We start from the raw sequence: 24,059 nt of genomic DNA, 5'->3' as shown, positions 1-24,059 counted from the left end.
ATCGCTGAATGCAACGATTCTGGCGCTACAGATAGGCACGATTTTATACAGAAAGTTGGGCTTTATGATGATTGAATTTCAAAATGTATCGAAAGTATATCCCAATGGAACACGTGGTCTGAACAATATTAATCTAACGATCGGTGAAGGCGAGCTGGTCGTCATTGTTGGACTTTCCGGTGCAGGTAAGTCCACATTGCTTCGCTCGATCAACCGTCTGAACGATATTAGTGAAGGCAATATTATCATCAATGGACAGTCGATCACCCATGCATCAGGTGCGGGCTTGAGACGCATTCGCCGCGGCATCGGGATGATCTTCCAAAACTTTAATCTGGTGAAGCGCTCGACTGTGCTGCGCAATGTATTATCCGGACGTGTCGGTCACCATTCGACGCTACGCACAATGCTGGGTATGTTCCCAGCAGAGGATACCCAGCTGGCCATGGATGCGCTAGAACGCGTCAATATCCGCGATAAAGCGTATAGCCGTGCAGATCAGCTATCCGGTGGACAGCAGCAACGTGTATCGATTGCAAGAGCACTCGCTCAAGAGCCACAAATCATTTTAGCTGACGAGCCGGTAGCATCGCTTGATCCGTTAACGACTCGTCAGGTTATGGACGATCTACGCCGAATTAACCGCGATCTGAAAATTACAACGATTATCAATCTGCACTTTATCGATCTGGCTCGCGAATATGCGACACGTATTATCGGTCTACGCGCAGGTGAGATTGTATTCGACGGTACGCCAGAGGAAGCGACCGACGAAGCATTTGCTCATATTTATGGACGCTCTATTCATCGTGATGAGGTGCTGGGTGCAAGCTCGCCTGCTGAAGAGGTCGTTACGCTGGATGGCAAACCCATAGTAGCATCGGTTGGTGAGCCCTCATGAGTGCCAATACCAATCAAGCATCACCTGTGATCGCTGCACCGCCGCGGTATAAGCGCTATGCAACTTGGGCACTATTCCTTGCTCTGATCATCGTCTGCTCGATTCAAACGGAGGTTACTCCATATCAGCTCATACGCGGCTTACCTCAAATGGGCTTTCTTTTAGGTGAAATGGTGCCCCCGGACTGGAGCTATTTACCGAAAATCTGGGAACCGATGGTCGAAACGATTCAAATCGCGCTGGTCGGTACAATGCTCGGTGGACTGCTGGCTATTCCATTTGCCTTACTATGTGCCTACAATGTAACGTCCAATCGCTGGGTGGCGATGCCAGTTCGCCTGATACTCAACCTGGTACGAACTATTCCAGATTTGCTATTTGCCGCTATTTTCGTTGCGGTGTTTGGTATCGGGCCATTTGCTGGTATGCTGGCGATTTTATTCTTCTCCTTCGGTCTGATCGCCAAGCTTACGTTTGAAGCAATCGAATCGATTGATCCAGGCCCACTGGAAGCCATGACCGCTGTTGGTGCGAATAAGCTACAGCTGATCGTGTTTGCTGTATTGCCACAGGCGATGCCTTATTATATGTCGTACCTGCTGTATGCGTTTGAGGTCAATGTTCGTGCAGCCTCGGTACTCGGACTTGTAGGCGCAGGTGGAATTGGCTTGCTGCTGGATCGCTCGCTCGGTCTGTTCCGCTATGATCGCGCGGCTATTATTATTTTACTGACGCTGGCTGTGGTGCTTGTGATTGATTATGCCAGTACAGTTGTACGGAGGAAGCTGCTATGAATTCAATCTCTGCTAGAAGACCGCTATGGCATCGCATTCGTCCGTGGGTGTGGATTGCTGTACTGATCGCTGTATATTTGTGGGCATTTAATGGACTGAACTTTGAGGGTGTTCAATCGACAGCCAAGTCGGTATCCTTATCGATCCTGAATGGCTTTATGCATCCGGATTGGGATTATGTATATGATCCAGAGGGTGAGGATCTTCTGCGTGGCTTGCTAGAGACGCTGACCATCTCTATTCTCGGTACATTTGTATCGGCATTTCTATGTATTCCATTTGCCTTCTGGGCAGCTGCCAATATGAGTAAGCTGCGCGCAATTTCGGGTACAGGTAAAGTCGTGCTGAGCGTGATTCGTGTATTTCCAGAAATGATCGTAGCCATTCTGTTCATCAAGGCGGTTGGCCCTGGCTCCTTCGCCGGGGTGCTGGCGCTAGGTGTACATTCGGTCGGTATGCTTGCCAAGCTATATGCCGAATCAATCGAAAGTATCGATCAGGGACCATCGGAAGCACTAACCGCTGCTGGCGCGAGTAAGCTACAGGTGCTATGGTTTGCCGTACTGCCGCAGGTCATTCCGCAGTTCTTCTCGTATGCTCTGTATCGGTTTGAGATCAATATGCGTTCTGCCACCACACTCGGTCTGGTTGGCGCGGGCGGTATCGGTACACCGCTATTATTCGCCCTTACCTCGCGTAACTGGAACCGTGTCGGCGTAATTTTACTCGGGATTATTATTCTGGTTATTTTGACAGACCTGATCTCGGGCTGGATTCGGAAGAAGATTGTGTAATCGTCCCCGATGAGTAGGTTAACCAGGTGCATACATGCTTAATCGAAATGGGAAAAAGCGCTCTGTTTAGCTAGAGCGCTTTTTCTTATTTTATGCTCGGTATTTATTATTATTTATCATTGTATTGTATAAGCTTTTTCCTCATTCATATCTATTTACTCGCCCTGATGATTACAAACGAAGGCTTCCGTAGCTCATTCACCAGCTGCGGCATTTTCTCCAGTCCTTCCGCAGTCGGCTCTGGCTCCAGTACAGCATCGATCCGTAGTCCGCTCTCAATCACTCCGTTGATCAGTGTTGAGATACGGCGATGATATGTAATCACATCGTCGACTACCCAGTGAGCACGCCTGATCCCCTCCTGACTGTAATGATCGACTGCATAATACAGTCGCTCTCCTTCTTCATCCTCCACCCAGCCTTCCTTATCCAGCTTGGCGGTCACAATCGGATGCTCGGTTGAAAAGACCAGCTGACCACCATCCTTGAGCCAGTCGGCGATCTTCTGCATCATCACTTCATAATGCTCGATATAATGTAGGGCAAGCGAGCTGACGACCAGATCGAATGAATTTCCTGGGAAATCAAGTTCCTCCATTGGCGATTGAATATATTCAATCTGCGGGTGCTGTGGTGCCAGACTAAGCATACGAGTGGAAATATCGGTGCCAATCACCTGTGCTGCGCCCTGCTCTAGCATATAAGCAGCTAGTTGACCTGAACCACAGCCTAGATCAAGCACTCTTTTGCCTTGCAGTGATGGTAATAAAGAACGAAAGGCAGGCTGTTCTACAAAATCATTAAAAGTAATCTTCGATTCACGCAAACGGGTATAATATTCGAAAAACTCTGGATTATCGTACAGATTTTGTTTCATGTCTGTCGCATCCTTTCTTGTCTTATTCCACGATGGTCGAATAGATCAGCTCAAACAATATCCAGCACTTTCCAGACGTGAAGATAGCGATACAGGTTGCAGGAATGAACGGATTATTACATAGCAACCCCGATGTACCTAGCTACTCCATGATATGCTTCCCTCTATCATTACGTTTTATTCCTATCCATAGCTATTCATGCACTTCTCTTATGGCTGCATGTAGCCGTAGCACGACTACAGTACAGTGTTGATTCAGCCTGTGGACGGATGCACAGGCGCATGAACTTTGATATGTTGGAGTTAACTAAAAGCTCGAACCGGAGTGATAGCGTATGAGAAGACTCATTTTACAAATAATCGTTATAGCCATTATCGCGTTCATTGCTGTGACCTTTGTATATCGGAGTAGCATTCAGGTTACAGAGGGAACCTACCAGATCATTGGTGTTAACGATAAGGGCATCGTGATTCAGCTTGGTAATAAGGAGCAGACCTTACGCACAACCGACGATATTGTGCAGCTGGTGAAGCTGGATCAGTATTATGATATTCGTTTTGAAAAAGCTCCATTACAGCAGCCAGAGCTCGATTATATTCGTCTTGGTACAGCAAATAGCCACAAGTCGTAACTATCACGACTTGTGGCTATTTGCATGTATCGATAGATCAGCTTGGCTTCCGTAGGTTCACAGAAACCTATGTCCACACCTGATCGAGCTTATCCGCGTAAAAACGCATGGCCTTGTTGTATTGCGTGATCCCCGCATCTGCGCTTGTAGCTGCCAGCTGCTCAAGTAGCAGCCCGACTGCCTCATGAGATCGCCCCAGATTATACAGCGTCATCGCATAAAATACCTGCAACTCTCTGCGCTCGGGATATTCAGCAATAGCTGCCTGCAACAAGCGCTCCGAATCTTCATATCTACCGAGTGTACGATACGTGCTACCCAGACCGAGCAATGCATCCGGTCGATCCTCACCTCGTAATCCATGCGCTAGTGCTTGCTCATAATAGGGTACAGCTTCGCGTTCCAGTCCAAGATGATCACATGTCCAGGCAAGCTGGTACAGCACATCTGGCTGAGTAGGATGAAGCTGTATCAGCTGCTCCAGCATTTCTTTTGCCTGTGTTGCCCCTCCATTGCTACGCAGATCGGCTGCATATTGAATCGATTGCTCAAGTGTCATATTCATTAGATCGCTCCTTCGTTTACGTTGAAAACTCGTATGTTCGCTGCTCAACAATATATGTATCCTTTCTATTCTAGCACAGCATAAAAAGACAGTGCACCTGAGATGCACTGTCTGCGTTATTATGGAGCAGCTACTAAACGAAGCACATCCTTGATCTGCATCGTGTTCGCAATCGCTCCGCTGGCAAGCCAGTAGTTATTTTCGACCTTGTATGCATGACCCTTCTGTACAGCAGGTAATGACTTCCAGATCGAGCTGGACTGAATCGTCTGCTCATTGCTTACCGCATCATCGCCTTGAATCGTATAGAAAATGTAATCGGCGTTTAGCTGTGATAAGCCTTCTAATGATAAGGTGGCAAACTTGTCCCAGGATTTCTCTTTGACCAGCGGGTCTGGTGTTAAGCCCAGATCGTGATACAACGTAACTCCGCTAAAGTAGATACCCTCCATCAAGTTAATTTCCTTCGGCTTGATGCGGATAATGGCAAATGTTTTACCCTTTGTGATCGGCTCAAGCTGTTGACGTGCTTGCTTGACCAGTCCATCATAATCGCTAATCGCTTTTTTGGCTTCGGTCTCTTTACCTGTGAGCTGACCCAGCACTTGAACCGTTCCTTTCCAATCTCCAGCTGCGTCTGGAAATACATAGGTCGGCGCAATACTCGAAAATTGCTCATACGCACCATTCGCTGCCATTTCCGAGCTATACAGCACGATCAGATCAGGCTGAGCAGCAAGCACCTGCTCATAATTGTTACCACCGGAAAAGTCAATTTTCGGTACATCTGCAAGCTGCGGCTCCAAATATTGCTGCACGAGTGGGCCATATGACCATTTCAGTACAGGCTTAATCCCTAGCGTCAGCAGCGCATCCTCCATATAAGGTGCATAAATGCGCTTCGGCTGCTGCTCCAAAGTGATTTTGCCAGATGCTTGCTTGATCGTCATGGGATAGGTAGCAGAGGAGTCTTGTGCTTCATTGGCAGATTGGGTCTGTCCTGCTGTTTGCTCATTAGAGCTGGAGGCAGCTCTATTGGATCCACTATTGGCTCCACCACATGCGGTAACAATCAACAATACGGTAAAGATAAGCGCGATCATGCCAGATATTCGTTTCACGTTCATGATACCCCTTTTCACTGATAATAATTCTCATTCATTAAGGCATGCAGGCGAACTTTTATGGATGGGGTCAGTACTTCACTGCGAAAAGGAAATTAGGGGAGATATGATCTTGGAGCACGAGCATCTACTATGAACTCCTACTCTGCGAACCCCTACTCCGTAAATTCATATCCAAATACAAGACCAAAGTCCCTCTCCTTATTCCTTGTCCCAATGGTATGTACCTCAGCCAAAAATGTTTGCGCACACGCCTTAGTTATCTAGTTGTATATACTATCGCAACTTGTATATCTTCTATACGACAGCGCAAAGCCCAAAACAAAAACTATCATCTTCGTTACGCTATACCAAACTCTATACAAAGCTTAAACTGGCTGATCCAAATCAAGCCAAAACTCAATTGGCTTCATCGAAGCAAAATCCATACTCTGATAAGGCTTCTTATTAAATTCAATTTGAAAATACTCCTCCAGGTGGGTACCATAGGCAATGACATCGGTCTGATGTACAGACAGTACTGGATTGCCAGCTTCACAAGGCTCCATCGGCATATAACGATGCATGTATATAGGGATGAGTTTTGGCACATTAGCATAGTGCTGTATAGCGATTTCCTGAGCTGCCTTGTTATCTTCTGGACGTTCACCCCAGTCGGGATACCAGAATTGGTTATGCTGAATATCAAATAAAATGCCTTGCAGTGGCTCATTTAAATACTGCTGCATAGAGGCTGTACCGTGCTTAGATAAGTCACGCCATTTCGGACATCCTGTTCCTATGGGCACCATATGGGATAACATCTCGCGCAGATCAGGAGGAAAGCGTAGACTGTAGGTCTGTTCGATTTGTTCGAACTCTTCATCAGTCAATCCACGATCAAATGATAACCTATTCAATTTTAACAACCGCTTCATTTCTGAAATATTCAACATTCCTATGCGCTCCTTACAATGATAAATATGTAGTAGAGCATGTACAGAACGACATATCAGCGAATCCTTTTTTAATAAAATGAAAAATTATCCGTACTTCGACTTAGCTACTTGTGATGAACAAACGGCGAATATGTTTAAAACTTTTTTGACCCTGCTTTCGATTCGGTTATGACCCCAATGGAGTTGTGTACATGCCATAATACAAGATGATAGCATCCGCTTTTGCTTGGCACCAGAACGGATTGTGCGAAGTTGACTCGGTACGATTGTGTGGTCGGCATAGCACAGGCTAGCTTGGATAGGACGACAGTAAAATAGACGGCAGCCGCTCTGCGATCCACTGATGTGCGAGCGGGCTATATTCCAGCCAGGGCATTTCCGAAAGTCGATGTACTCGCCCTGTACGTACCGCTGTAAGCTCCAACCAGCGTTCATCCTGACGAATACGCTCCCAGTGAGCAATCGCTATCGGCTCCTGATCGATCACGAGTAATAAATGATGGGGATCGCATTGCTCCACAAAGTCCAGCTCGATAATATGCTCCACCTCAATCGTCTCGCTATCATACGGACAGTGCAGCTGTAGATCATCGTACAGCACCGCGCCTACATTGCGTCTACCATACACAGCGAGCTGCTCACCTGTAATGCGAAGTAACATAATGCTGTCACCCGCTACCGTGCGCTCAAGCTGCTGACGAACAGCATGAATGCTTTGCTCATAGCGCTCCAGCCATAGCGATGCGGTCGATTCATGATGCACATATTCGGCTACCTGACGTAGCTGACTGCGCCAATCCAACTGCTTCCACGGTACATACAGACACGGTGCGATCTGCTCAAGCTGTTGTCGATAGGGCATCCGTTCCTTTCCATCATCACATAGAATGACACTTGGAGCCGCAGATGCCAGTAGCTTCATATTGTGCTCCCATAGCGCTTCGGTCATCTGCCGTTGACGTGGTAAAGGTACTGTAATCGACGCATGGTATGGACGGCGATGCACATCACGTTCCTCATTGACCATGGCGGCATAAGGAGCAACCTGTAGGGCTAGCAGATGCGGAACATACGCATAGGACATATCCGCCACACGCTCTCGCTTTTGCCCGGCAAAGTGTAATGGCGTTACACCGACCGAAGTCTTGAAGCGACGGCGAAAATAGCTCTCATCTCGAAATCCACATTGATCTGCAATATCGCGAACAGGTAGCTTGCCGATCACTAGCTGCTCCTTCGCTCGCCGCAGGCGTACTTCATTCAAATACGTCATCGGACTCATCCCATAACGCTGCTGAAAGGAAGTCGAATAATACCACGGACTGAGCCTGGCAATGCTGGCTAGCTTATTGCGCGTGATCGTTTGTCCATAATATTGCTCCATATAGGTAATGGTCTGTTCCAAATGCGTATCCGAATCTGGTAGTGGCTTTGCAGCAGCCTCAGGCTGCACACAGAGTAGCTCATGAATCATGTGCTGAAATAATACAGCTTCCATGTTGCCCTGATGATTGAATCCATTCGTTGACGACTCCTTACTCGCCGTCTGTTGCTCCATCTCAGTACGCAGCATGAACACACGCAAAGCAAGTCGCTGCACTTCACGACTTTGCCTTATGGATAACACACCAGTACAGGCAAATGGCGCTCTGGTCGTCATCCATCGTCTTTCCCGATTGTGTGAATGGCTCGTGCATGCTGTCCGATCATCTTGAAGCTCCATCTCCCCCATATAATCAAAGGTGATCTCAAGCCAGCTGAACGATTGCTTTTGACTTCCGTTAGCAGAAGTTGATCTCGTACTGTTACTGTTAGCTTCCTGTCGGTATAGCTCAGAGTCTGTATATTTTTCCGATTCCGAAGATGATATCTCTTCTTCTGCATCCTCTATCGTATAATGACAATCCGGTTCTAGCAGTACACATTGTCCCCCTGTTATCCGTATCTTCGATTGCCGCTCCAGCGTAAGCCATGCCGAGCCATTTTGAATGATCCAGAGTGTATAACATTGGGTCATAGCAGCGATTGGCTGCTTCGTATTTATGGTCGATGTCGATGGGTCAATGGGTAGAAGTAGACTGTGCAGCGCATCATTCTTCCTATGTAGCAGCTGAGACTCCATTGTCTTATTACCCGCATCTATTGTGGACTCATATCGCTTTATATCATGTAAAACATACATCCTTCATGTCCCTCCTTAGCAAAACGACCATACGATTCCCTGTTCGGAACCCTATGGTCGTCTGTGCATGCTGTATACTGGTTCTTTTGCTTTGCTTATCTAAACTGACTTCATTTCATTACATGTAATGTACTTCATTCTACAGTAGCTACTTACTTGATCTGCTGGAAGGATTGATAATGATCCGTCGTTTTGTAGATCAAGCCATCACTGGAATATAAAATACGATCTGCACCGCGGAAACCGGAAGTATAGTTAATATCCGCTTCATGCCATTTGCGGCCAGAGGCTTTGGGTAATAAGCCTTCACGGTTGCTGAAGGTGTCGCCACCGATACTTTTACCTGGCGCAACCTCGGTTAGATTCCCCTTGGACGATTCCCAGCCTAATCGTTCCGCTTGCTTTTTCGTAATATAATTGCACGGTAGCTGCCCGTCATGCTGACGCAAATAATTAGCTACACCATCAAAGGTATTAATAATCGTACACGATTCTGAAGTGGCTGGCTTACTACCGGATGTGCCGCCGCTGGCTGTATGGGATGCATCTGAATTAGCTTCATGTGTGGCTGTCGTTGAAGTAGACGAATGAGTAGGTGTCTGCTGTTGCCCATTCCATTCATTGGCACCGAATAATACCGCTACAATCGCAACAATTACAAAAAGAATACTGGATAACGTTTTTCTGGACATAATTTCTCCTGTCTGTTGTATAGTCTGCTATATTGATAAAAAGTTTGCTGTTCAAGCAGATGACGATCAATCGTCTACTTGAATCCCCATCACACTTCTTATAATTATACCAAAGTATACAGCAACACTATCAAATGTTATACCCCATTCCTGCTCATCATCCAGGCATTTCATCATAAAAGCATCGTCTATCATGAATGGCGATCATATCATCGGCTTACATGATGTCCGGTTCCTTGCATCATCGGCTGAATTCATCTCTGCCTGCATAGAAGCATAAGGATAGTGAGCAAAATGCACCTGCAATTGCTGCTTCAGCTGTTCCTCATCCAGCGCATCTGCACTGTTATCATATTCAATTCGATCGACTGCATCCCACAAGCATACCTTCTGTCGTAATCCTTCTACAAATTCATCCCAGTGCTCAAATTTCCATCGGTCACGTTCCAAATTCCGTTCCTGTATACGCTTACGTAAAACGTCCACATTTACATTTACCTGTAACACCAGTGGATGGACAAGATTCGAATCCCATCCATAATGCTCGACAATTCCTTTTACATAATCCCGCTCTGCGAAATAGCTAAGAAATGGCGCATCCAGTATGACAGACTGACCTAGTTGCACATTCTCATTCGCAATATCAAGCAATGCACGATATTCCAGTGGCATGACGACATTACGATAATAATCGCAACCATCCCGTTCGTAAGCAGCATATCCATTGGCTTCGAGTAAAGTGCCAGTAAAGGTATTGCACACGATATCTTTATCCAAATACGTACAACCATACCGACTCGCAATATATTTGCCGATTGTCGATTTCCCTGAACCTGCGGAACCGATCAAAAACATAACTGTAGCTTTCATTTAATTACTCCCTTTCCCACTGAATAACCATTGGGCAAACGTTCGACTAATGATAAAATAGCATGGATGAGGCTCGTTGTAGCATTCATATGTAACACTGAATACGCATACAACAACAAAAATAGATCACAATATTAAGTTCACATATGCGAACTCAGTTCCTCATATCGAATAATTAGATTTAGCGTATAACGTTTTCATTTTTATTTCAATAACTTTTTCTGTACATAATCGCAAATTTTTTTTGCGTAAAAGTTATTGAATTTCAAAAATGTTGTCTATATAATAAGCCGTATATTCGATATAGCGAAACTAGTTCACATATGCGAACTTTAAAACATATTAAAGGAGTCCATATGGAAAAATTTCGCGTGAACAAATCTGCTGAACGGGTCGTCGACCTGCTTGTATTACTCGCCAAAAGCGAAATGCCTCTGACGTTAAATGAAATCTGCAAACAATTAGAATTGCCCAAAAGCAGCGCTTTTGAGCTCGTTCAAACTTTATTGTATAAGGGTTTCATTGAGTTGGATGATGCGCGCCTGAAAACGTATCGTCTGGGGCTTGGTATTTTCGAAACAGGGATGTCCTATGTATCTAATCTGGAGATTCCCCATTTGGCAAGACCATTCATGCAGGAGTTGAACCGACAAACGGGCAGCACTGTTTTTTTAGGTATCGAAGATAAAGGAAAAGTCGTTTATTTGGACAAGGCGGAAAGCTATTCCGTTATGCGCCCTACTGCTAATCTTGGTTCCCGACGTTATATTCATACAACCGGTCTGGGCAAGTCGCTGCTAGCAGCAATGTCCGATCAACGTGTTACGAATCTACTCGGGGATGGCGATCTGCCTTCACGTACTTTATATTCCAAAACGACTCTACCTGCCTTGCTGCAAGACTTGCATGCGATCCGCAAACGCGGCTATTCCATTGATGATCGTGAGGATAATATGGAAATGTATTGTATCGCCTCAGCCATTTATGATCAATGGAATCAACCGGCAGCCGCAATTAGTGTTGCGAGTATGTATTCCAGTATGAATGAAGAACGTGAGCAAATGATTGTAACACTGGTGAAGGAAACGGCGCTCAAGTTATCCAATCAGCTTGGCTACCGTGGACAACAATTGTATACCCATCTGGCTGATTAATCGTTCTTTTTATAGTACACCTACTACAACACAATACGCAGGCGAATAACCAACTGGAGGATATGACAATGTGGAGAAAGCTAGATAATCTAAACCGAATTGCCGAGACTGGCATCGTGCTGATCATTCGTCTGGACAGTGAAGAAGAAGCGCTGGCAGTTGCCGACGCGGCTGTTGAAGGCGGGATCAAAGCACTGGAAATTACAATGAGTGTTCCCAATGCACTTGGCATCATTCGTACACTATCGAACAAATATAAAAACGATGATGTACTGGTAGGTGCAGGCACGATATTGGACGCTGAAACCGCACGCGCTGCCATCCTGGCAGGTGCTGAAATGCTTGTCAGCCCTCAGCTCAATCCGGATATGATTCGTGTGGCTAATCGGTATCAGGCTGTAACGATCAGTGGTGCTTATACACCAACCGAAATTTTCGATACGCTACAAGCAGGTGCTGACATTGTGAAGCTATTTCCTGCCGAAACGCTGGGGCCACAGTTCGTCAAAACGGTCACTGCTCCCCTTCCGCAAGCGCCAATCGTGCCAACTGGAGGCGTAACTCCGCAAAATGTGCAAGAATGGCTGCAAGCAGGCTGTATCGGCGTCGGTGTTGGTAGCTATATTACGAAAGCTGCACAGCAAGATGGCGATTATAGCCGGGTCACTGCTGCTGCACGAGAGTTTCTGGCTGCTGTAGCCGCAGCACGCTAAACGGAGTATACACATCTGGAATAAATAATAACGAGTAGTTCCGGTACAGGCACGTACAGGCATTAGCAACGTGATCGCTTACATTGGACGGAGCATGTTCAATAGCATATGCTCCGCATTTCCCAATGTGCCGACCCCATATATACGGTACGAAGATTGTCTATTATTGCTAAGTCATCGTATTGTTTTGATCCGTTTTGTAAACGCAAACATTTGGTCGGAGCTATTGAATTCGGTATCGATCTAGCGGTGTATTTCTGCTAAACGATAAACGATGCCTGACAATGTACTGAGCAACTATAATATTCAATCATTAGCTGGATATTAGCTGAATAATTTTAATCTTTTCAATTGTTTCAATCTTTCCGGTCATTTCGTCGCACAGTGGATTAAGATTAAATTTCTTATAACAACCTATTTTAGACATTAAAAAGATTATTTATATGCTTGACTCAACTATTTATTCAACAATAAGGAGTGTTAACCAATGGCTATTCCTTCTACTCCACCGCCGGGCAAAACCTCACCGCAAACCCCGATGACTTCCAAGCCAAAATTGCGTTGGGGCATCGTCATCCTGTTATTGATTGGAGCGGTCATCAACTATTTAGATCGTTCGAATCTGAGCGTCGCCAATACGACGATTGCTGAGCAATTTCAGTTATCCTCAACACAAATGGGTCTGTTACTATCGGCATTTTTGTGGCCTTATGCTATTGCTAATTTGCCTGCCGGCTGGCTGGTGGATCGCTTCGGACCTCGTAAAATGTTTGCCTGGGCTTCCGGCTTATGGTCAATCGCCACATTGATAAGCGCGTTTGTTAATTCCTATTCGCTGTTGTACGCCATGCGAATGCTGCTTGGTGTATCAGAGTCGCCATTTTTCACTTCAGCATTGAAGTCCAACGAACGCTGGTTTGCCAAAAAAGAGCGTGGCTTGCCCACTTCCATCATTAATACCGGATCACAGATCGCCAATGCGATTGCTCCACCATTGTTAACTGCTTTGATGCTCACAATGAGCTGGCGCGGGATGTTTATTGTGATCGGGGTCGCAGGGCTGTTACTTATGATCATCTGGCTAAAAATCTATCGTGATCCTACATTTGCTGAACAGCAGCTCATTCATACATCCGATCATGAACAGACCAACACAACGTCCGTGAATCAGCCCCAGCGCGAAGCACAGACAAGTCAAACGCCTACTGCGAGCTGGTCTTCTCTATTCAAACACAAAAGCACCTGGTTTATGATTATTGGCAACTTCGGCATTATGTTTACGATCTGGGTTTACCTGACGTGGCTACCAAGTTATCTGGAGAAAGAACAGGGCTTTACCCTCAAAGAGACGGGCTGGATCGCTTCCATTCCATTTATCGCCGGCATTATCGGTGTACTGGTTGGTGGTATCATTTCAGACTATTTTATCCGCAAAGGGGTACATCCCATTACATCACGCAAAGTACCGATTGTAGGGGGTGCGATACTGGCAGCTGCCTCGGTTGCACCAATTCCATTTATCGATAACACTGTACTCAGTATCGTTCTGTTGTCAGTAGGCTACTTTGCTTCTCAGTTGCCATCCGGTGTAATCTGGACGCTGGCAGCGGATATCGCCCCGGGTGATCAGGTCGCTTCACTGGGTGCCATCCAAAACTTTGGCGGCTTCCTCGGTGCTGCACTCGCACCGATTATTACCGGTTTGATTCTGGATCAGACTGGAAGCTTCAATAATGTGTTCCTGCTGGGAGCCGGGCTATTGTTGCTTGGTGCTATATCGTATGGCTTTTTCCTCAAAAAACCGATTGAACGCACAGCATCGCCTACATGATCTGTTTGCTTATTCACCATAGTACATGTGCTCACTAAAAAACCGACCCATCAGGGTCGGTTTTTAGTCGATTGGTCGATATATAATAGTGCTCCATGCCAATATGCAGCAACATTCAATAATGACAGGCAATAACATTGAATCACGAGTTAGCTTACACATGTGCTTCATCTTCAACGATAAATGTAAAGCCGATATTTTCATTTTGCGCTTCTTCCAGCACAGCACGTACACGATGCGCCTTTTCGCCAAGCCGCTCCTCACTAACCTCATAATGCTTCCAATGCAGCTCCAGCGGTAGCTCAATCATGCCGGTTATACAATCCCATAATGCATCCAGATTAGCCCCGTAAAAGTCAGGGAACTCCAGCTTTTTCTTTAATAGCTCATGCAGCTCTTTATAACTTGAAATATAACGTCCATCAATATTCACTTTTTTCATGTGTTCACGTCCTTATGTGGTATCTCTATTAAGCATCTTAGATCGCTCACGATCTACGTGAGGCAACACATTGATTCTACTTCACCCGGCAAAATAAATGCAGCTCCCTTAAAACAGATGCTCATTTGCTCCTATACTACCATATCTGTATGTAACAAGCCTATTCCCACATCAGCTATGTAATGAGAGAATAGGCTTGCCTGCTTGATTGTTTGCCTGTTATACGCACGTCACACGATTTCGATCTACATATATCGTTGTAATGCCTGTACATTACTGTATAAACGACAATGTATAGACGACGATACGCTCATCGATCTTATCTCATACGAGTGAAGCTCTCATAATGATCCGTTGTTTTGTAGATCAATCCATCGTTTGAGTACAGGATTCGCTTGGAATTACGGAAGCCAGACGTATAGTCAATATCTGCTTCACGCCATACGCGTCCGCTTGCTGTTGGCAATAAGCCTTCACGGTTGCTGAACGTGTCGCCACCGATACTTTTACCAGGAGCGACATCAGCCAGATTCCCCTTCGAGGATACCCAGCCGAGTGAGCTTGCCTGTGACTTGGTTATGTAATTGCAAGGCAACTTCCCATTAGCAGCTAGATAATTAGCTACACCGTCAAATGTGTTAATAATCGTACATGTTGCCGCAGACGCTTTGTGCGTGTTTGCCGCAGGCACTGCCTGTGATCCTGCAAAAAAGACTACCACCAGCATCATTGCGAGTAAAGCTGTTGACCAAAACCGTTTCATCCTATCATCCTCCTGTACCCTACATAATGTTGAATTCGATACCCTAAATCAATTCATTGTTTTATAGATATCAACCTTCACTTACCAGTTATACCATATGATATCGCTAAAATCTTTAATTTTATGATTTAATTTTGTAAAAATTGAAATAATTGTTTGTAGGATCGTCGTTGATTACGATGTATGTACTAAACAGGACGAAAAAAAGCCGCTGCCCCTTTACCTGTCATGTACACTCACTGGGTCTACCAGCAGCATACAGCATAAGCAAAGGGCCATGCGGCTTTTCAATGTATTCATTCATCAGTATGGTGTCCGCACGATTGCGGATCCTTGTATGTCGTTCTGGCTGTTCACGCCGAGCGTGTAAGCTATGCTTAAAATGCTACGGCATCGCTGCTTTGCAGCACCCAGACACGGAAGCCATTGCCTTCGCCCTGCACTTCCTCCATCAGTCCAAGCACCTGCTCGGCATAGCTACCGAGGCGTTCATAGCTTAGCTCGTAGTTGAGCCATTCAATTTGCAGTGGCAGCTCGATCTGCCCGGTTAATCCATCCCAGAGTGCATCGAGATTGGCACCATAATCAGCAGGTAAGCAAAGCACCTGCCGCAATGTCATATGCAGCTCTTCCACCGTTGCAAAATCTTCCCCATTTAATACGACTGTCTTCATATTCGTTCTCATTGCCCACACCCTACCTTGTTCAACATTTGTATACCTTGTTTAGAGTCTCCGGCATCTCAACGTGAACCTGTACGTCTGCAGTCGCCCACTCCTGAGCGTTGCTGTAGCGTGACAGCCGTCCTGTACCTGACAGAATCGGTACTGCCTTTTATGCCTGTGTCATGAATGACGCTTTGCTTGCTGTTTAGTTCCCCCTATCTTTTATATCATATTCAGGCAAAAAATAGACCGATTTTCTTGCGAATTTTTGTAAAAAATAAAACGATTTAAGCAGAAGCAAAACCCTGCTACCCGATAGCTGGCAGCAGGGTCTGCACAGGTGCTATTTTTCATGATTGGAAGGATACGGCATGCTTCGATGACAAGTCGAAGCATGGTACACTCAGAGCTCTAGCATATCCATTCATGCCACTAACATCAGTGACGTCCATGCTTTTGCTTGTATGCTAATGAATATTGATCAGCGGCGATAATCGCGTCCTTCACATCCGCAGCCGTTACCGGGAATGGCAGATTATGTGCGGTTTCATCCGGTTTGGTGGCTGCCTCTGCTACGCGGTACAGGTCCTCATCAGACACATTACCAATATGCAGCTCCTCCAGCGTTACCGGCAGACCGAGACTAATATAAAAAGCGATATATTTCTCAATCTCATCGATTGGACGCTGCTCCAGCGCAAGCTGTGTTAGTGTACCAAAGGCTACCTTCTCACCATGCGTCATATGGTGAATATCCCCCTCCAGCACGGTAAAGCCGTTATGAATCGCATGCGCGCCTGCCAGTCCACCACTTTCAAAGCCCAGACCGCTGAGTAGCGTATTCGCTTCAACGACCGACTCCAATGCAGGCGTAACGACTTTACGCTGCACCGACTCATAAGCGAGCAGACCGAAGTCGAACAGCGTCTCTTCACATTTACGAGCGATCGCTTCCGCTGCCAGTGTCGGCAGACCGCCCGCCATCGTTTTGGCGCGTGCTTCAATGACAGCTCGCGCTTCCACCCAGGTTGCCAGCGCATCCGCAATACCAGAAGCGAGGAATCGTGGTGGTGCGCCTGCGATGATTGCAGTATCCACCAGAATCAGATCAGGATTTTTATTATAAAATTTATAGCTTTCAAAAATGCCCTCATCCGAGTAAATAACCGACAATGCGCTTGTTGGCGCATCTGTAGAAGCGGTGGTTGGAACGATCACTGTATAACCGCCGAGCGAATCGCTGACTGCCTTTGCTGTATCCAGCGTTTTACCGCCACCTACGCCGATCACAATTCGTGCATCCTGCTCGCGTCCGGTAGACGTCAATCGTTCGATCTCATTCGTAGAGGCTTCACCGTTAAATACTACCTTCACATACTCAACGGACGATTGCTCCAGACTACTCAGCACCTCATTACCAGCGATATCCCAGACAATCTCATCCGCAATAACTAATGCCTTACCACCATCAAGCGCCTTTACATACTCGCCTGCCTTGGCGATGACACCGCGACCCTGTACGTATTTACCCGGACTAATGAATACTCGTTCTGTCATTGAAATTGCTCCTTTCAATTATAGACATCGTATCAACGCAAGAAGGCTACGCACTCCAAATATGTACCTGTCCTGATCATATGCTCTTTTCCACTCAACTTCTGGATATTATGCGGACGGCTGCATGAGCATAGCCCTCTTACTCTATTCACCATAACAGGCCGCAGATAACCGGGTCATTACGCACAATCGTGTGACGAACTTTCCCATTACCTACGGCCTATGAAGTTGTCCATATCCAGATAGCTATTCCAGATAGCTATTCCAATTACTGTTTCAGCAGATCCTCGCGAATGGGTGTAAAGGCATCCAGCAAAGCTGAATTTTCCTCCAGTGCTACCACACCATGACGGGCATTCGGTGGAATCGCAATCGTCTCGCCTGCGCTTACAGTCGTCTCTACATCATCAATGGTGAAAATGAAGGAGCCACTCAGACAATAGCTCATCTGCTGATGCGGATGACTATGCTGATAGCCTTCTGCTCCCTTTTCAAAATGAACCTCCATCATCATCAGCTCACCAGCAGCATTCAGAATACAACGTTTCACTCCCGGCTCTGCCGGCTCCCACACTCCAATATTGCTCATCATGCACAGCTCCTTTTTGTTTATCATTTCAAAGCATTCCAGAGCTGCTCTAGCTGATCCCCATGATCACTTATCGCAGTCTCCCTTGCTCCATTATAAAACATATCTTTCTAGAGATGACACGGACAAATGTATTATGAAGGGGGGATAAAACAACTCAACTTACTCCTACAATAGATAGGAGCATAGCTATGCGCTTGTTGGATGGCTAATCAGTGCAAGACGGATGATCACGAATGAGAATAATAAGCACAGGAAACCTATAGAGAATAAAAAAAGTTCACCATTGCTTACGCAATAGCGAACTATATGGTTAAAAGTAAATGCGGTCGAGAGGACTCGAACCTCCACGGGGGTAAGCCCACACGGACCTGAACCGTGCGCGTCTGCCAATTCCGCCACGACCGCATAATCGAATGTTACCGGATCAAGATGCTTATGATCCATTTCCCGGCGACAAGAAATAGAATATCATATTAGTTAGCAAGCGTCAAACATTTTATTTCATTATCCATTGATACGAACCTATACAAACGATGTTCACCATAAAACAACCAGACCGGATACTATCTCGGTCTGGTTGTTCAGTATGATGATAACGTCAGTAATTGTATCAATTGTTGGGTGATGCCTGACGCTATAACGAACAGCATGATACACTATTGTCTTCCTTTATAAGCAGCTGTGACTGGGATCATAGACAGAATATGCGACTGTTCGCAACTATTTCTTCCTACTCTCCTGCTACCCACCCACATTATCTTACTTCATTGAAACGGATAAATTATGCTAGCAGATCGTCAACAATCCACCTGCATCGCTGCTATTCCAACTATGAATAGCAACTTTAACGCCTATCCGTCTTCTGATCGCGATACGATCACTCCGCGTTTCTTCTATAGAAAGGGAGCTGCTCACGAAGTGCAAACAATTCAGTATAGCTGTGAATTACGGTGTTCGCCTGCTCCAGGTTTTGAGAGCCTGAGCCTGGATTCTGGTGACCGATGCAGCGCATACCTGCTGTACGGGCTGCCTTTACCCCGTTACGCGAATCTTCAATGACGATACAGCGTTCTGGCGCAATGCCGAGCTGCTTGGCAGCATGCAGGAAAATATCCGGTGCTGGCTTACCATGCGCGACTTCTTCTCCGCTAACCATCCCTTGAAAATAGCTTCGCAGCTCTAATCGCTCCAAAATAAGCTCAATCAAAGCACGTGGTGAGGATGAAGCGACAAACATCGGTACACCCGCTTCGTGAAGCCAATCCAGCCATGCCACTAATCCGTCAAATGGACGTAGCTCCTGATGCTCACGGATCACATCCATCACATGTTGTACATGAAAGGACAGCATGTCCTCTACTGTGCAATTTAGACGATGACGCTGCTGTACCTGCTCGAACATGGACGCAAGCGTGACACCTACATACGTATGATGCTCCTCTTCCTCTACCTGTGCGCCGAAGTGAACAAACGTACTTTTTTCAATATCAAAATAGATCGGCTCACTGTCAATCAGTACACCATCCATATCAAAAATAACACCCTCGATCGGCTCAACTAGCCAATCTGCACGTTCACCTTGCTTCATATCTGCAATTGCCGATGCGCCTGATTGTTCCGTTGTCATCTTCATTCCTCCTGTGCTGTCATGCTATTCTATCGCTTCTCAGCTACTGCTCGATCTATTTTCGCATCAGGTGGATTGCAATACAACCTTGATCGCACCGGAAGCGGTTTTCAGCGTGCCATCATCCAGATCACAGCCGAGCATACGGAAGGCTTCCTGATACGATTGCAGCGGATACGTATGGGTAATCAGCTTTTTCGCCGGAACCAGACCGCGCTCGATCATATAATGAGCCGTTGCAAAGGTACCGAGTGAATCGATCGAGCCGATAATTTTCAGACTGCGATCGACCACCTCCTTCGGATTGAAGCTGCTCACGCCATCACGCAAGCCTACAAGCATCAGATAGCCACCGTGTGCCAGATTCGACAGCACCTGCGTACCGATCGCTCCCGTCGTATCGACAATCAGATCGACCTGATGATCATCTGGTGAGATGCCCTCTACAGCTGCATCGAAGGATGCATACGTATCCCATTGATCCGGTGCGATGGAGCGTGCCAGCTCCAGACGTTCCTCGGAAATGTCCACGATGCTGCCGATTACACCTTTCGATGCAAGCGCATAGCTATACAGCATACCGATCGGGCCTGCACCCAGAATGATCGTACGGAAATTAGGCAGCAGCTGAATCTGGTTAATACCGGTCAGCATACAGCTCAGCGGCTCCGTTAATGTCGCCTCTTCATAGCTCACATGATCAGCCAGCTTGTATAGAAAACGATCCTCTGTCACATAATAATCGGTAAATGTACCATCGCTGCTCACGCCAGTCTCTGTTGTACTTTTGTGAAGGCAATGATTCTGACGTCCGGTGCGGCACATTTTACATTGTCCACAGTAATAGGTCGGATCGATTACAACGCGATCACCCACCTGTAGATTTTGCACATTCGGTCCAATCTCGATCACTTCACCTGCGGATTCATGACCAAGAATAATCGATGATTTGGCGTGGTATTTACCGCTAATAATACCCAGATCCGTACCGCATACACCTGTAGCGTGAATGCGCACAATCACATCATGATCACCTCGAATTTGTGGGCGTGGGCGTTCTTCGAGTGCCACATCCCAGGCTGAACGATAAACAAGTGAAAGCATAGTCATTCTCCCCTCTATTGGTTAACCCATTTTTTGCAGAATGCGTTCCAGACGACCCACGATCTCTACAATCTCATCCTCTGTGACCGTCAGAGATGGACGAACCTTCACAACATTACCGAATCCATAACGCGAGCCGCGCAGGATCAGGTTTTCATCACGGAATGCCATATCGATAATTGCATTCGCTTTGCGTGAATCCGGCGCTCCATCGGCGTCAACGATCTCCAGTCCCCACATCAGACCAACACCCCGCGCTTCGCCAATCGTGTCTGGATACAGCTCTGCCAGTGGTGACAGCAGGTTGCCGAGCAGTTCACCCTTGCTACGAACACTTTCAAGGAAGCCTGGTGCCGATACGACTTCCATCGTCGAGCGTGCAGCCGTCAAGGAGATCATATTGCTACCGGAAGTAAAGGAATGCTCGTGCTTTTCCAGTATATTCAGACGAGACTGCATAAGTACTGCTGCTACAGGTACACCAATACCACCCAGACCTTTTGCCAGTGTAATAATGTCGGGCTTGATATCAAACAAAGTACTCGCATACATATAGCCTGTACGTCCGATACCTGTCTGTACCTCGTCAGCAATCAAAATCATATTATGTTCATCACACAGCTTACGAAGCTGTTTGAAATATTCCATCGGTGGGATGATATTACCGCCATTGCCAAGAATCGGCTCAATAATCATACAAGCAGTGGAACCAGAGCCACCAAATTCAAGCTGATCGGATAGCGCTTCAATACATTGCATCGCGCAATGATCCGGATCACTCTGGAATGGGCAACGATAGCAATACGGTACAGGAACATGGAGTGAATTTGGTACAGTGGAGTTCGGGAAGCCTTTACGACGGAATGCATTACCCGAAATGCCGGTAGCAAACTGTGTCTGACCATGGTGCGAATAGTACAGGCTGACAATATCGCGCTCACCTGTATACTTTTGCGCAATTTTAGTGGCACATTCATTTGCGGTTGAGCCTGTAATATCGCGCATCCAGCCTGCATCAATACCATTCGGCGCTTCCTCCAGCAGCAGGGATAGCACTTCCTCCACATACGGCTCGGTAAACGAGGAAGACATATGCGTCAGATTACCAACCTGCTCCTGAATCTTCTCCACAACATAAGGGTGATTGTAGCCTAGTGACAGGTTAAACGTACCGGACACACCATCCAGATATTCATTTCCGGCATCATCGATCAAACGGATTCCCTGGCCCATCGAAAAACGGCTTTCTGTAGTTGTTGACATGTATAATCCCTCCACATGGATAGAATAGCAATACAATCGAAAACCAATATTACGACATGATCGTCTGTTTATAGCCGAGCTGCGCTTGTCTTTTTTATACGTGCTCGGTCTGCTGCCTGCCCCTTATGACACCACACCGTATTTGTACGCCTTTACAAATCGGTGTAGTCTGTTGTCTACGCTGGCTTTATGAATGGAAGCATGTCATCGCATCGCTTGATTGGGTATCGCCTATCAGACATCACTTATTTTTAATATCATCTGTACGTTGTTAACAGAATTATTTTCCTTTAACACCATCAAAACAATATAGCGACATTCAAAATTGCCTTTTGATATAGTGATGTCTCTAGCTATGTCGATGATATGATCAGCTGATCGCCTGTCTCTTTCACATTCACTGCCACACTACCTGCATACTTCATCCTCCAGCATACATGCGCTCCCTGACGGCTTCGCCAGCTGCATGTCCCTTGTCTATATTTTGCATGATGATATGACCGATCCCCTTTTCGGCTGCCTTATAACCGAAAAGGCAGGCACCACCTCCTTCACGTGTACATGGTCTATGGATTCATCTCTATGTTTTATGCAATATAGCTATCCATCGAGTAGCGACTGACATCGTATCCCTGCTTCAAGCACAGTATGCAAATAGCTCAAGCTGTACCTGTCAGCACGTTATGGCTGGGTACGATGACATTAGTACTTAGATTCCATGCCTGCACGTACAGCTGCATTACCTGTACGAAGCTGCTGTACAAGCACAATGCTAATGAGCAATACCAGTGCGAATAGGGCGAAGATCCATAGTGTTGGTCGAACCGACCAGTGATCCATACTCCAGCCGATCAAGTATTGCAGTACCGATCCACCAATACCACCAGCAGCGATCAGTGTACTTGTCGTCCGCTCCACCATGCCCGGCATTAGCGTATTGGCAAATACGAGCGCAATCGAGAACAGACCCGAGATACAGAAGCCTACACCGAAGATCAACACATACATCATGATCGGACTGGAAAAGAGTGCTAGCGCAATAATGAGCAGCATAGAAGCAATCGTGCTGCCAATCAGGAACGGCGCATAGCTCATCGATTCTGCCATCCGTCCTACAAATAGTCGTCCAATGGTGATCGCGCCCCAGAAAAAGGTCACACTGAGCGAAGCAGCCGAATCGCTAATTCCAATGCTTTCGATCAGAATCGATGGCAGGAAGTTCATCATTCCCAGCTCAATTCCCATATAGACAAAGAAGAACAACACGAAGATCGATAATACTTTGAATTGACCGGATTGATATTTGGGCTTGGCTGGAGTCTCGGTCTGATCGGTTTTCACCTGATCCTGATGCAAATGCGCCGAGCTATCCGCAGGCATTCGCATCCAGAACAGCAGCAGTATGAATGTGGATAGCGCAACCGTGTAAAACGACAGATTCCACACACCCAGATAAATATACAGACTTGCCAGCGCTGGTAGCAGCATCGATCCTACACCAAAATACACATCCAACTTGGTCATCGCAACTGCCTTCTGCTCCTCGGCAAATTCAATCGTGAACGCACCGATGGAGGATTCGATAATCCCAGAGCCAAAGCCAACGAAAACCGTCATCAGCACCATCAGCCCCCATGCAGGAAGCGTTCCCATCACTGCGTAAGCAAGCGTAATTGCAGTTAACGCAATCAAGAGCAAACGTTTGCGTCCAACTCCCGCAGAGAGCGCTGGCGAGATAAGCACCCCTGCCAGAAACCCGATAAACTGTAAAAATAACAGTGTCCCACCATCGCTGTAGCTACGCTGATAATGCGGCAAAATGACCGGCAATAGCGCACCAAGCATAACGCTCGTAATCCCAATCAAAAAATAAAATGCACAGCTTAACCTGAAAATTCGTTTCATGTTCACCTTCACCTTCCCATAATTATGTTTAGGAGCTTGATATTTCCAGTCAATTTCAACATAATGAATGAGCG

General features: G+C 46.4%; 23 protein-coding genes and 1 tRNA gene. 7 read left to right on the top strand and 17 right to left on the bottom strand.

The features are described 5' to 3' along the window. Positions 1–67: 67 nt before the first annotated feature. From phnC to phnE (IEX62_RS15910), 3 genes are read left to right on the top strand one after another with little or no spacing between them, the layout of a single operon-like run. On the top strand, positions 68–901 hold the full coding sequence (gene phnC / locus IEX62_RS15920; RefSeq protein WP_188776799.1) for a phosphonate ABC transporter ATP-binding protein: 834 nt from the start codon (positions 68–70) through the stop codon (positions 899–901). Next, positions 898–1,695 (top strand): phosphonate ABC transporter, permease protein PhnE, encoded by a 798-nt coding sequence (phnE, locus tag IEX62_RS15915; protein ID WP_188776530.1) that lies wholly within the window; start codon positions 898–900, stop codon positions 1,693–1,695. Before phnC ends, phnE (IEX62_RS15915) begins: the two co-directional genes overlap by 4 nt. Then, positions 1,692–2,489 (top strand): phosphonate ABC transporter, permease protein PhnE, encoded by a 798-nt coding sequence (gene phnE, locus IEX62_RS15910; RefSeq protein WP_188776529.1) that lies wholly within the window; start codon positions 1,692–1,694, stop codon positions 2,487–2,489. Before phnE (IEX62_RS15915) ends, phnE (IEX62_RS15910) begins: the two co-directional genes overlap by 4 nt. A 151-nt stretch (positions 2,490–2,640) precedes the next feature. Here the strand turns inward: phnE (IEX62_RS15910) and IEX62_RS15905 are convergent, their stop codons facing one another. After that, positions 2,641–3,366, bottom strand: a complete 726-nt coding sequence (locus IEX62_RS15905) for a class I SAM-dependent methyltransferase (protein WP_188776528.1) — start codon at positions 3,364–3,366, stop codon at positions 2,641–2,643. A gap of 335 nt (positions 3,367–3,701) precedes the next feature. On the opposite strand from IEX62_RS15905, the gene IEX62_RS15900 reads away from it, so the two are divergent. Next, positions 3,702–3,998 carry a hypothetical protein gene (locus IEX62_RS15900; RefSeq protein WP_188776527.1) on the top strand — a complete coding sequence of 99 codons (297 nt, stop codon included), beginning with the start codon at positions 3,702–3,704 and terminating at the stop codon, positions 3,996–3,998. A 67-nt stretch (positions 3,999–4,065) separates the two neighbouring features. Here the strand turns inward: IEX62_RS15900 and IEX62_RS15895 are convergent, their stop codons facing one another. The 6 genes from IEX62_RS15895 to IEX62_RS15870 form a co-directional block, all read right to left on the bottom strand. Continuing rightward, complete coding sequence (locus IEX62_RS15895; RefSeq protein ID WP_308422651.1) at positions 4,066–4,563, bottom strand: tetratricopeptide repeat protein; 498 nt, start codon at positions 4,561–4,563, stop codon at positions 4,066–4,068. Positions 4,564–4,682: 119 nt separating this feature from the next. Then, complete coding sequence (locus IEX62_RS15890; RefSeq protein WP_188776526.1) at positions 4,683–5,684, bottom strand: ABC transporter substrate-binding protein; 1,002 nt, start codon at positions 5,682–5,684, stop codon at positions 4,683–4,685. A gap of 371 nt (positions 5,685–6,055) precedes the next feature. Then, entirely contained in the window at positions 6,056–6,622 is a 567-nt protein-coding gene (locus tag IEX62_RS15885) for an SMI1/KNR4 family protein (protein ID WP_229685850.1), read from the bottom strand. A gap of 292 nt (positions 6,623–6,914) precedes the next feature. Then, a complete protein-coding gene (locus IEX62_RS15880; protein ID WP_188776525.1) occupies positions 6,915–8,642 on the bottom strand; it encodes a helix-turn-helix domain-containing protein in 1,728 nt (575 codons plus the stop codon). A 317-nt stretch (positions 8,643–8,959) separates the two neighbouring features. Then, positions 8,960–9,499, bottom strand: coding sequence for a ribonuclease (locus IEX62_RS15875; protein ID WP_188776524.1), 540 nt, complete (start codon positions 9,497–9,499; stop codon positions 8,960–8,962). A gap of 204 nt (positions 9,500–9,703) precedes the next feature. Further along, a complete protein-coding gene (locus IEX62_RS15870) occupies positions 9,704–10,369 on the bottom strand; it encodes a P-loop nucleotide/nucleoside kinase family protein (protein WP_188776523.1) in 666 nt (221 codons plus the stop codon). Between the two features lie 356 nt (positions 10,370–10,725). On the opposite strand from IEX62_RS15870, the gene IEX62_RS15865 reads away from it, so the two are divergent. The 3 genes from IEX62_RS15865 to IEX62_RS15855 all read left to right on the top strand — a co-directional run bounded on the left by IEX62_RS15865 (position 10,726) and on the right by IEX62_RS15855 (position 14,067). Beyond that, entirely contained in the window at positions 10,726–11,523 is a 798-nt protein-coding gene (locus tag IEX62_RS15865) for an IclR family transcriptional regulator (protein ID WP_188776522.1), read from the top strand. Between the two features lie 68 nt (positions 11,524–11,591). Beyond that, the gene (locus tag IEX62_RS15860) at positions 11,592–12,236 is read left to right on the top strand and encodes a bifunctional 2-keto-4-hydroxyglutarate aldolase/2-keto-3-deoxy-6-phosphogluconate aldolase (RefSeq protein WP_188776521.1); all 645 of its coding nucleotides are present in this window, start codon (positions 11,592–11,594) and stop codon (positions 12,234–12,236) included. Positions 12,237–12,723: 487 nt separating this feature from the next. Then, the gene (locus IEX62_RS15855) at positions 12,724–14,067 is read left to right on the top strand and encodes an MFS transporter (protein WP_188776520.1); all 1,344 of its coding nucleotides are present in this window, start codon (positions 12,724–12,726) and stop codon (positions 14,065–14,067) included. Between the two features lie 154 nt (positions 14,068–14,221). Here IEX62_RS15855 and IEX62_RS15850 read toward each other — a convergent pair whose 3' ends face one another. From IEX62_RS15850 to IEX62_RS15805, 10 genes are all read right to left on the bottom strand, one after another. After that, a complete protein-coding gene (locus IEX62_RS15850) occupies positions 14,222–14,509 on the bottom strand; it encodes a barstar family protein (protein ID WP_188776519.1) in 288 nt (95 codons plus the stop codon). A gap of 319 nt (positions 14,510–14,828) precedes the next feature. After that, positions 14,829–15,272 (bottom strand): ribonuclease, encoded by a 444-nt coding sequence (locus IEX62_RS15845; RefSeq protein ID WP_188776518.1) that lies wholly within the window; start codon positions 15,270–15,272, stop codon positions 14,829–14,831. Between the two features lie 377 nt (positions 15,273–15,649). Next, a complete protein-coding gene (locus IEX62_RS15840; protein ID WP_229685848.1) occupies positions 15,650–15,958 on the bottom strand; it encodes a barstar family protein in 309 nt (102 codons plus the stop codon). Between the two features lie 417 nt (positions 15,959–16,375). Further along, positions 16,376–17,494, bottom strand: a complete 1,119-nt coding sequence (locus tag IEX62_RS15835; RefSeq protein WP_188776517.1) for a glycerol dehydrogenase — start codon at positions 17,492–17,494, stop codon at positions 16,376–16,378. A 268-nt stretch (positions 17,495–17,762) separates the two neighbouring features. Beyond that, positions 17,763–18,083, bottom strand: coding sequence for a cupin domain-containing protein (locus IEX62_RS15830; protein ID WP_188776795.1), 321 nt, complete (start codon positions 18,081–18,083; stop codon positions 17,763–17,765). A gap of 324 nt (positions 18,084–18,407) precedes the next feature. Further along, positions 18,408–18,491: transfer RNA gene (locus tag IEX62_RS15825), tRNA-Leu, on the bottom strand. A gap of 472 nt (positions 18,492–18,963) precedes the next feature. Then, positions 18,964–19,674: an HAD family hydrolase gene (locus tag IEX62_RS15820; RefSeq protein ID WP_188776794.1), complete on the bottom strand. Its 711-nt coding sequence runs from the start codon at positions 19,672–19,674 to the stop codon at positions 18,964–18,966. A 105-nt stretch (positions 19,675–19,779) separates the two neighbouring features. Continuing rightward, the gene (locus tag IEX62_RS15815) at positions 19,780–20,817 is read right to left on the bottom strand and encodes a zinc-dependent alcohol dehydrogenase (RefSeq protein WP_188776516.1); all 1,038 of its coding nucleotides are present in this window, start codon (positions 20,815–20,817) and stop codon (positions 19,780–19,782) included. Positions 20,818–20,838: 21 nt separating this feature from the next. Continuing rightward, positions 20,839–22,080, bottom strand: a complete 1,242-nt coding sequence (locus IEX62_RS15810; protein WP_188776515.1) for an aspartate aminotransferase family protein — start codon at positions 22,078–22,080, stop codon at positions 20,839–20,841. Positions 22,081–22,782: 702 nt separating this feature from the next. Beyond that, on the bottom strand, positions 22,783–23,985 hold the full coding sequence (locus IEX62_RS15805; protein ID WP_188776514.1) for an MFS transporter: 1,203 nt from the start codon (positions 23,983–23,985) through the stop codon (positions 22,783–22,785). Positions 23,986–24,059: the final 74 nt, after the last annotated feature.

This window comes from Paenibacillus hunanensis (genome assembly GCF_014645615.1).
GTDB classification, from domain to species: Bacteria; Bacillota; Bacilli; order Paenibacillales; family Paenibacillaceae; genus Saccharibacillus; species Saccharibacillus hunanensis.
Note: the sequence above shows the minus strand (reverse complement) of the source record. Positions and strands in the feature narration are given on the sequence as shown.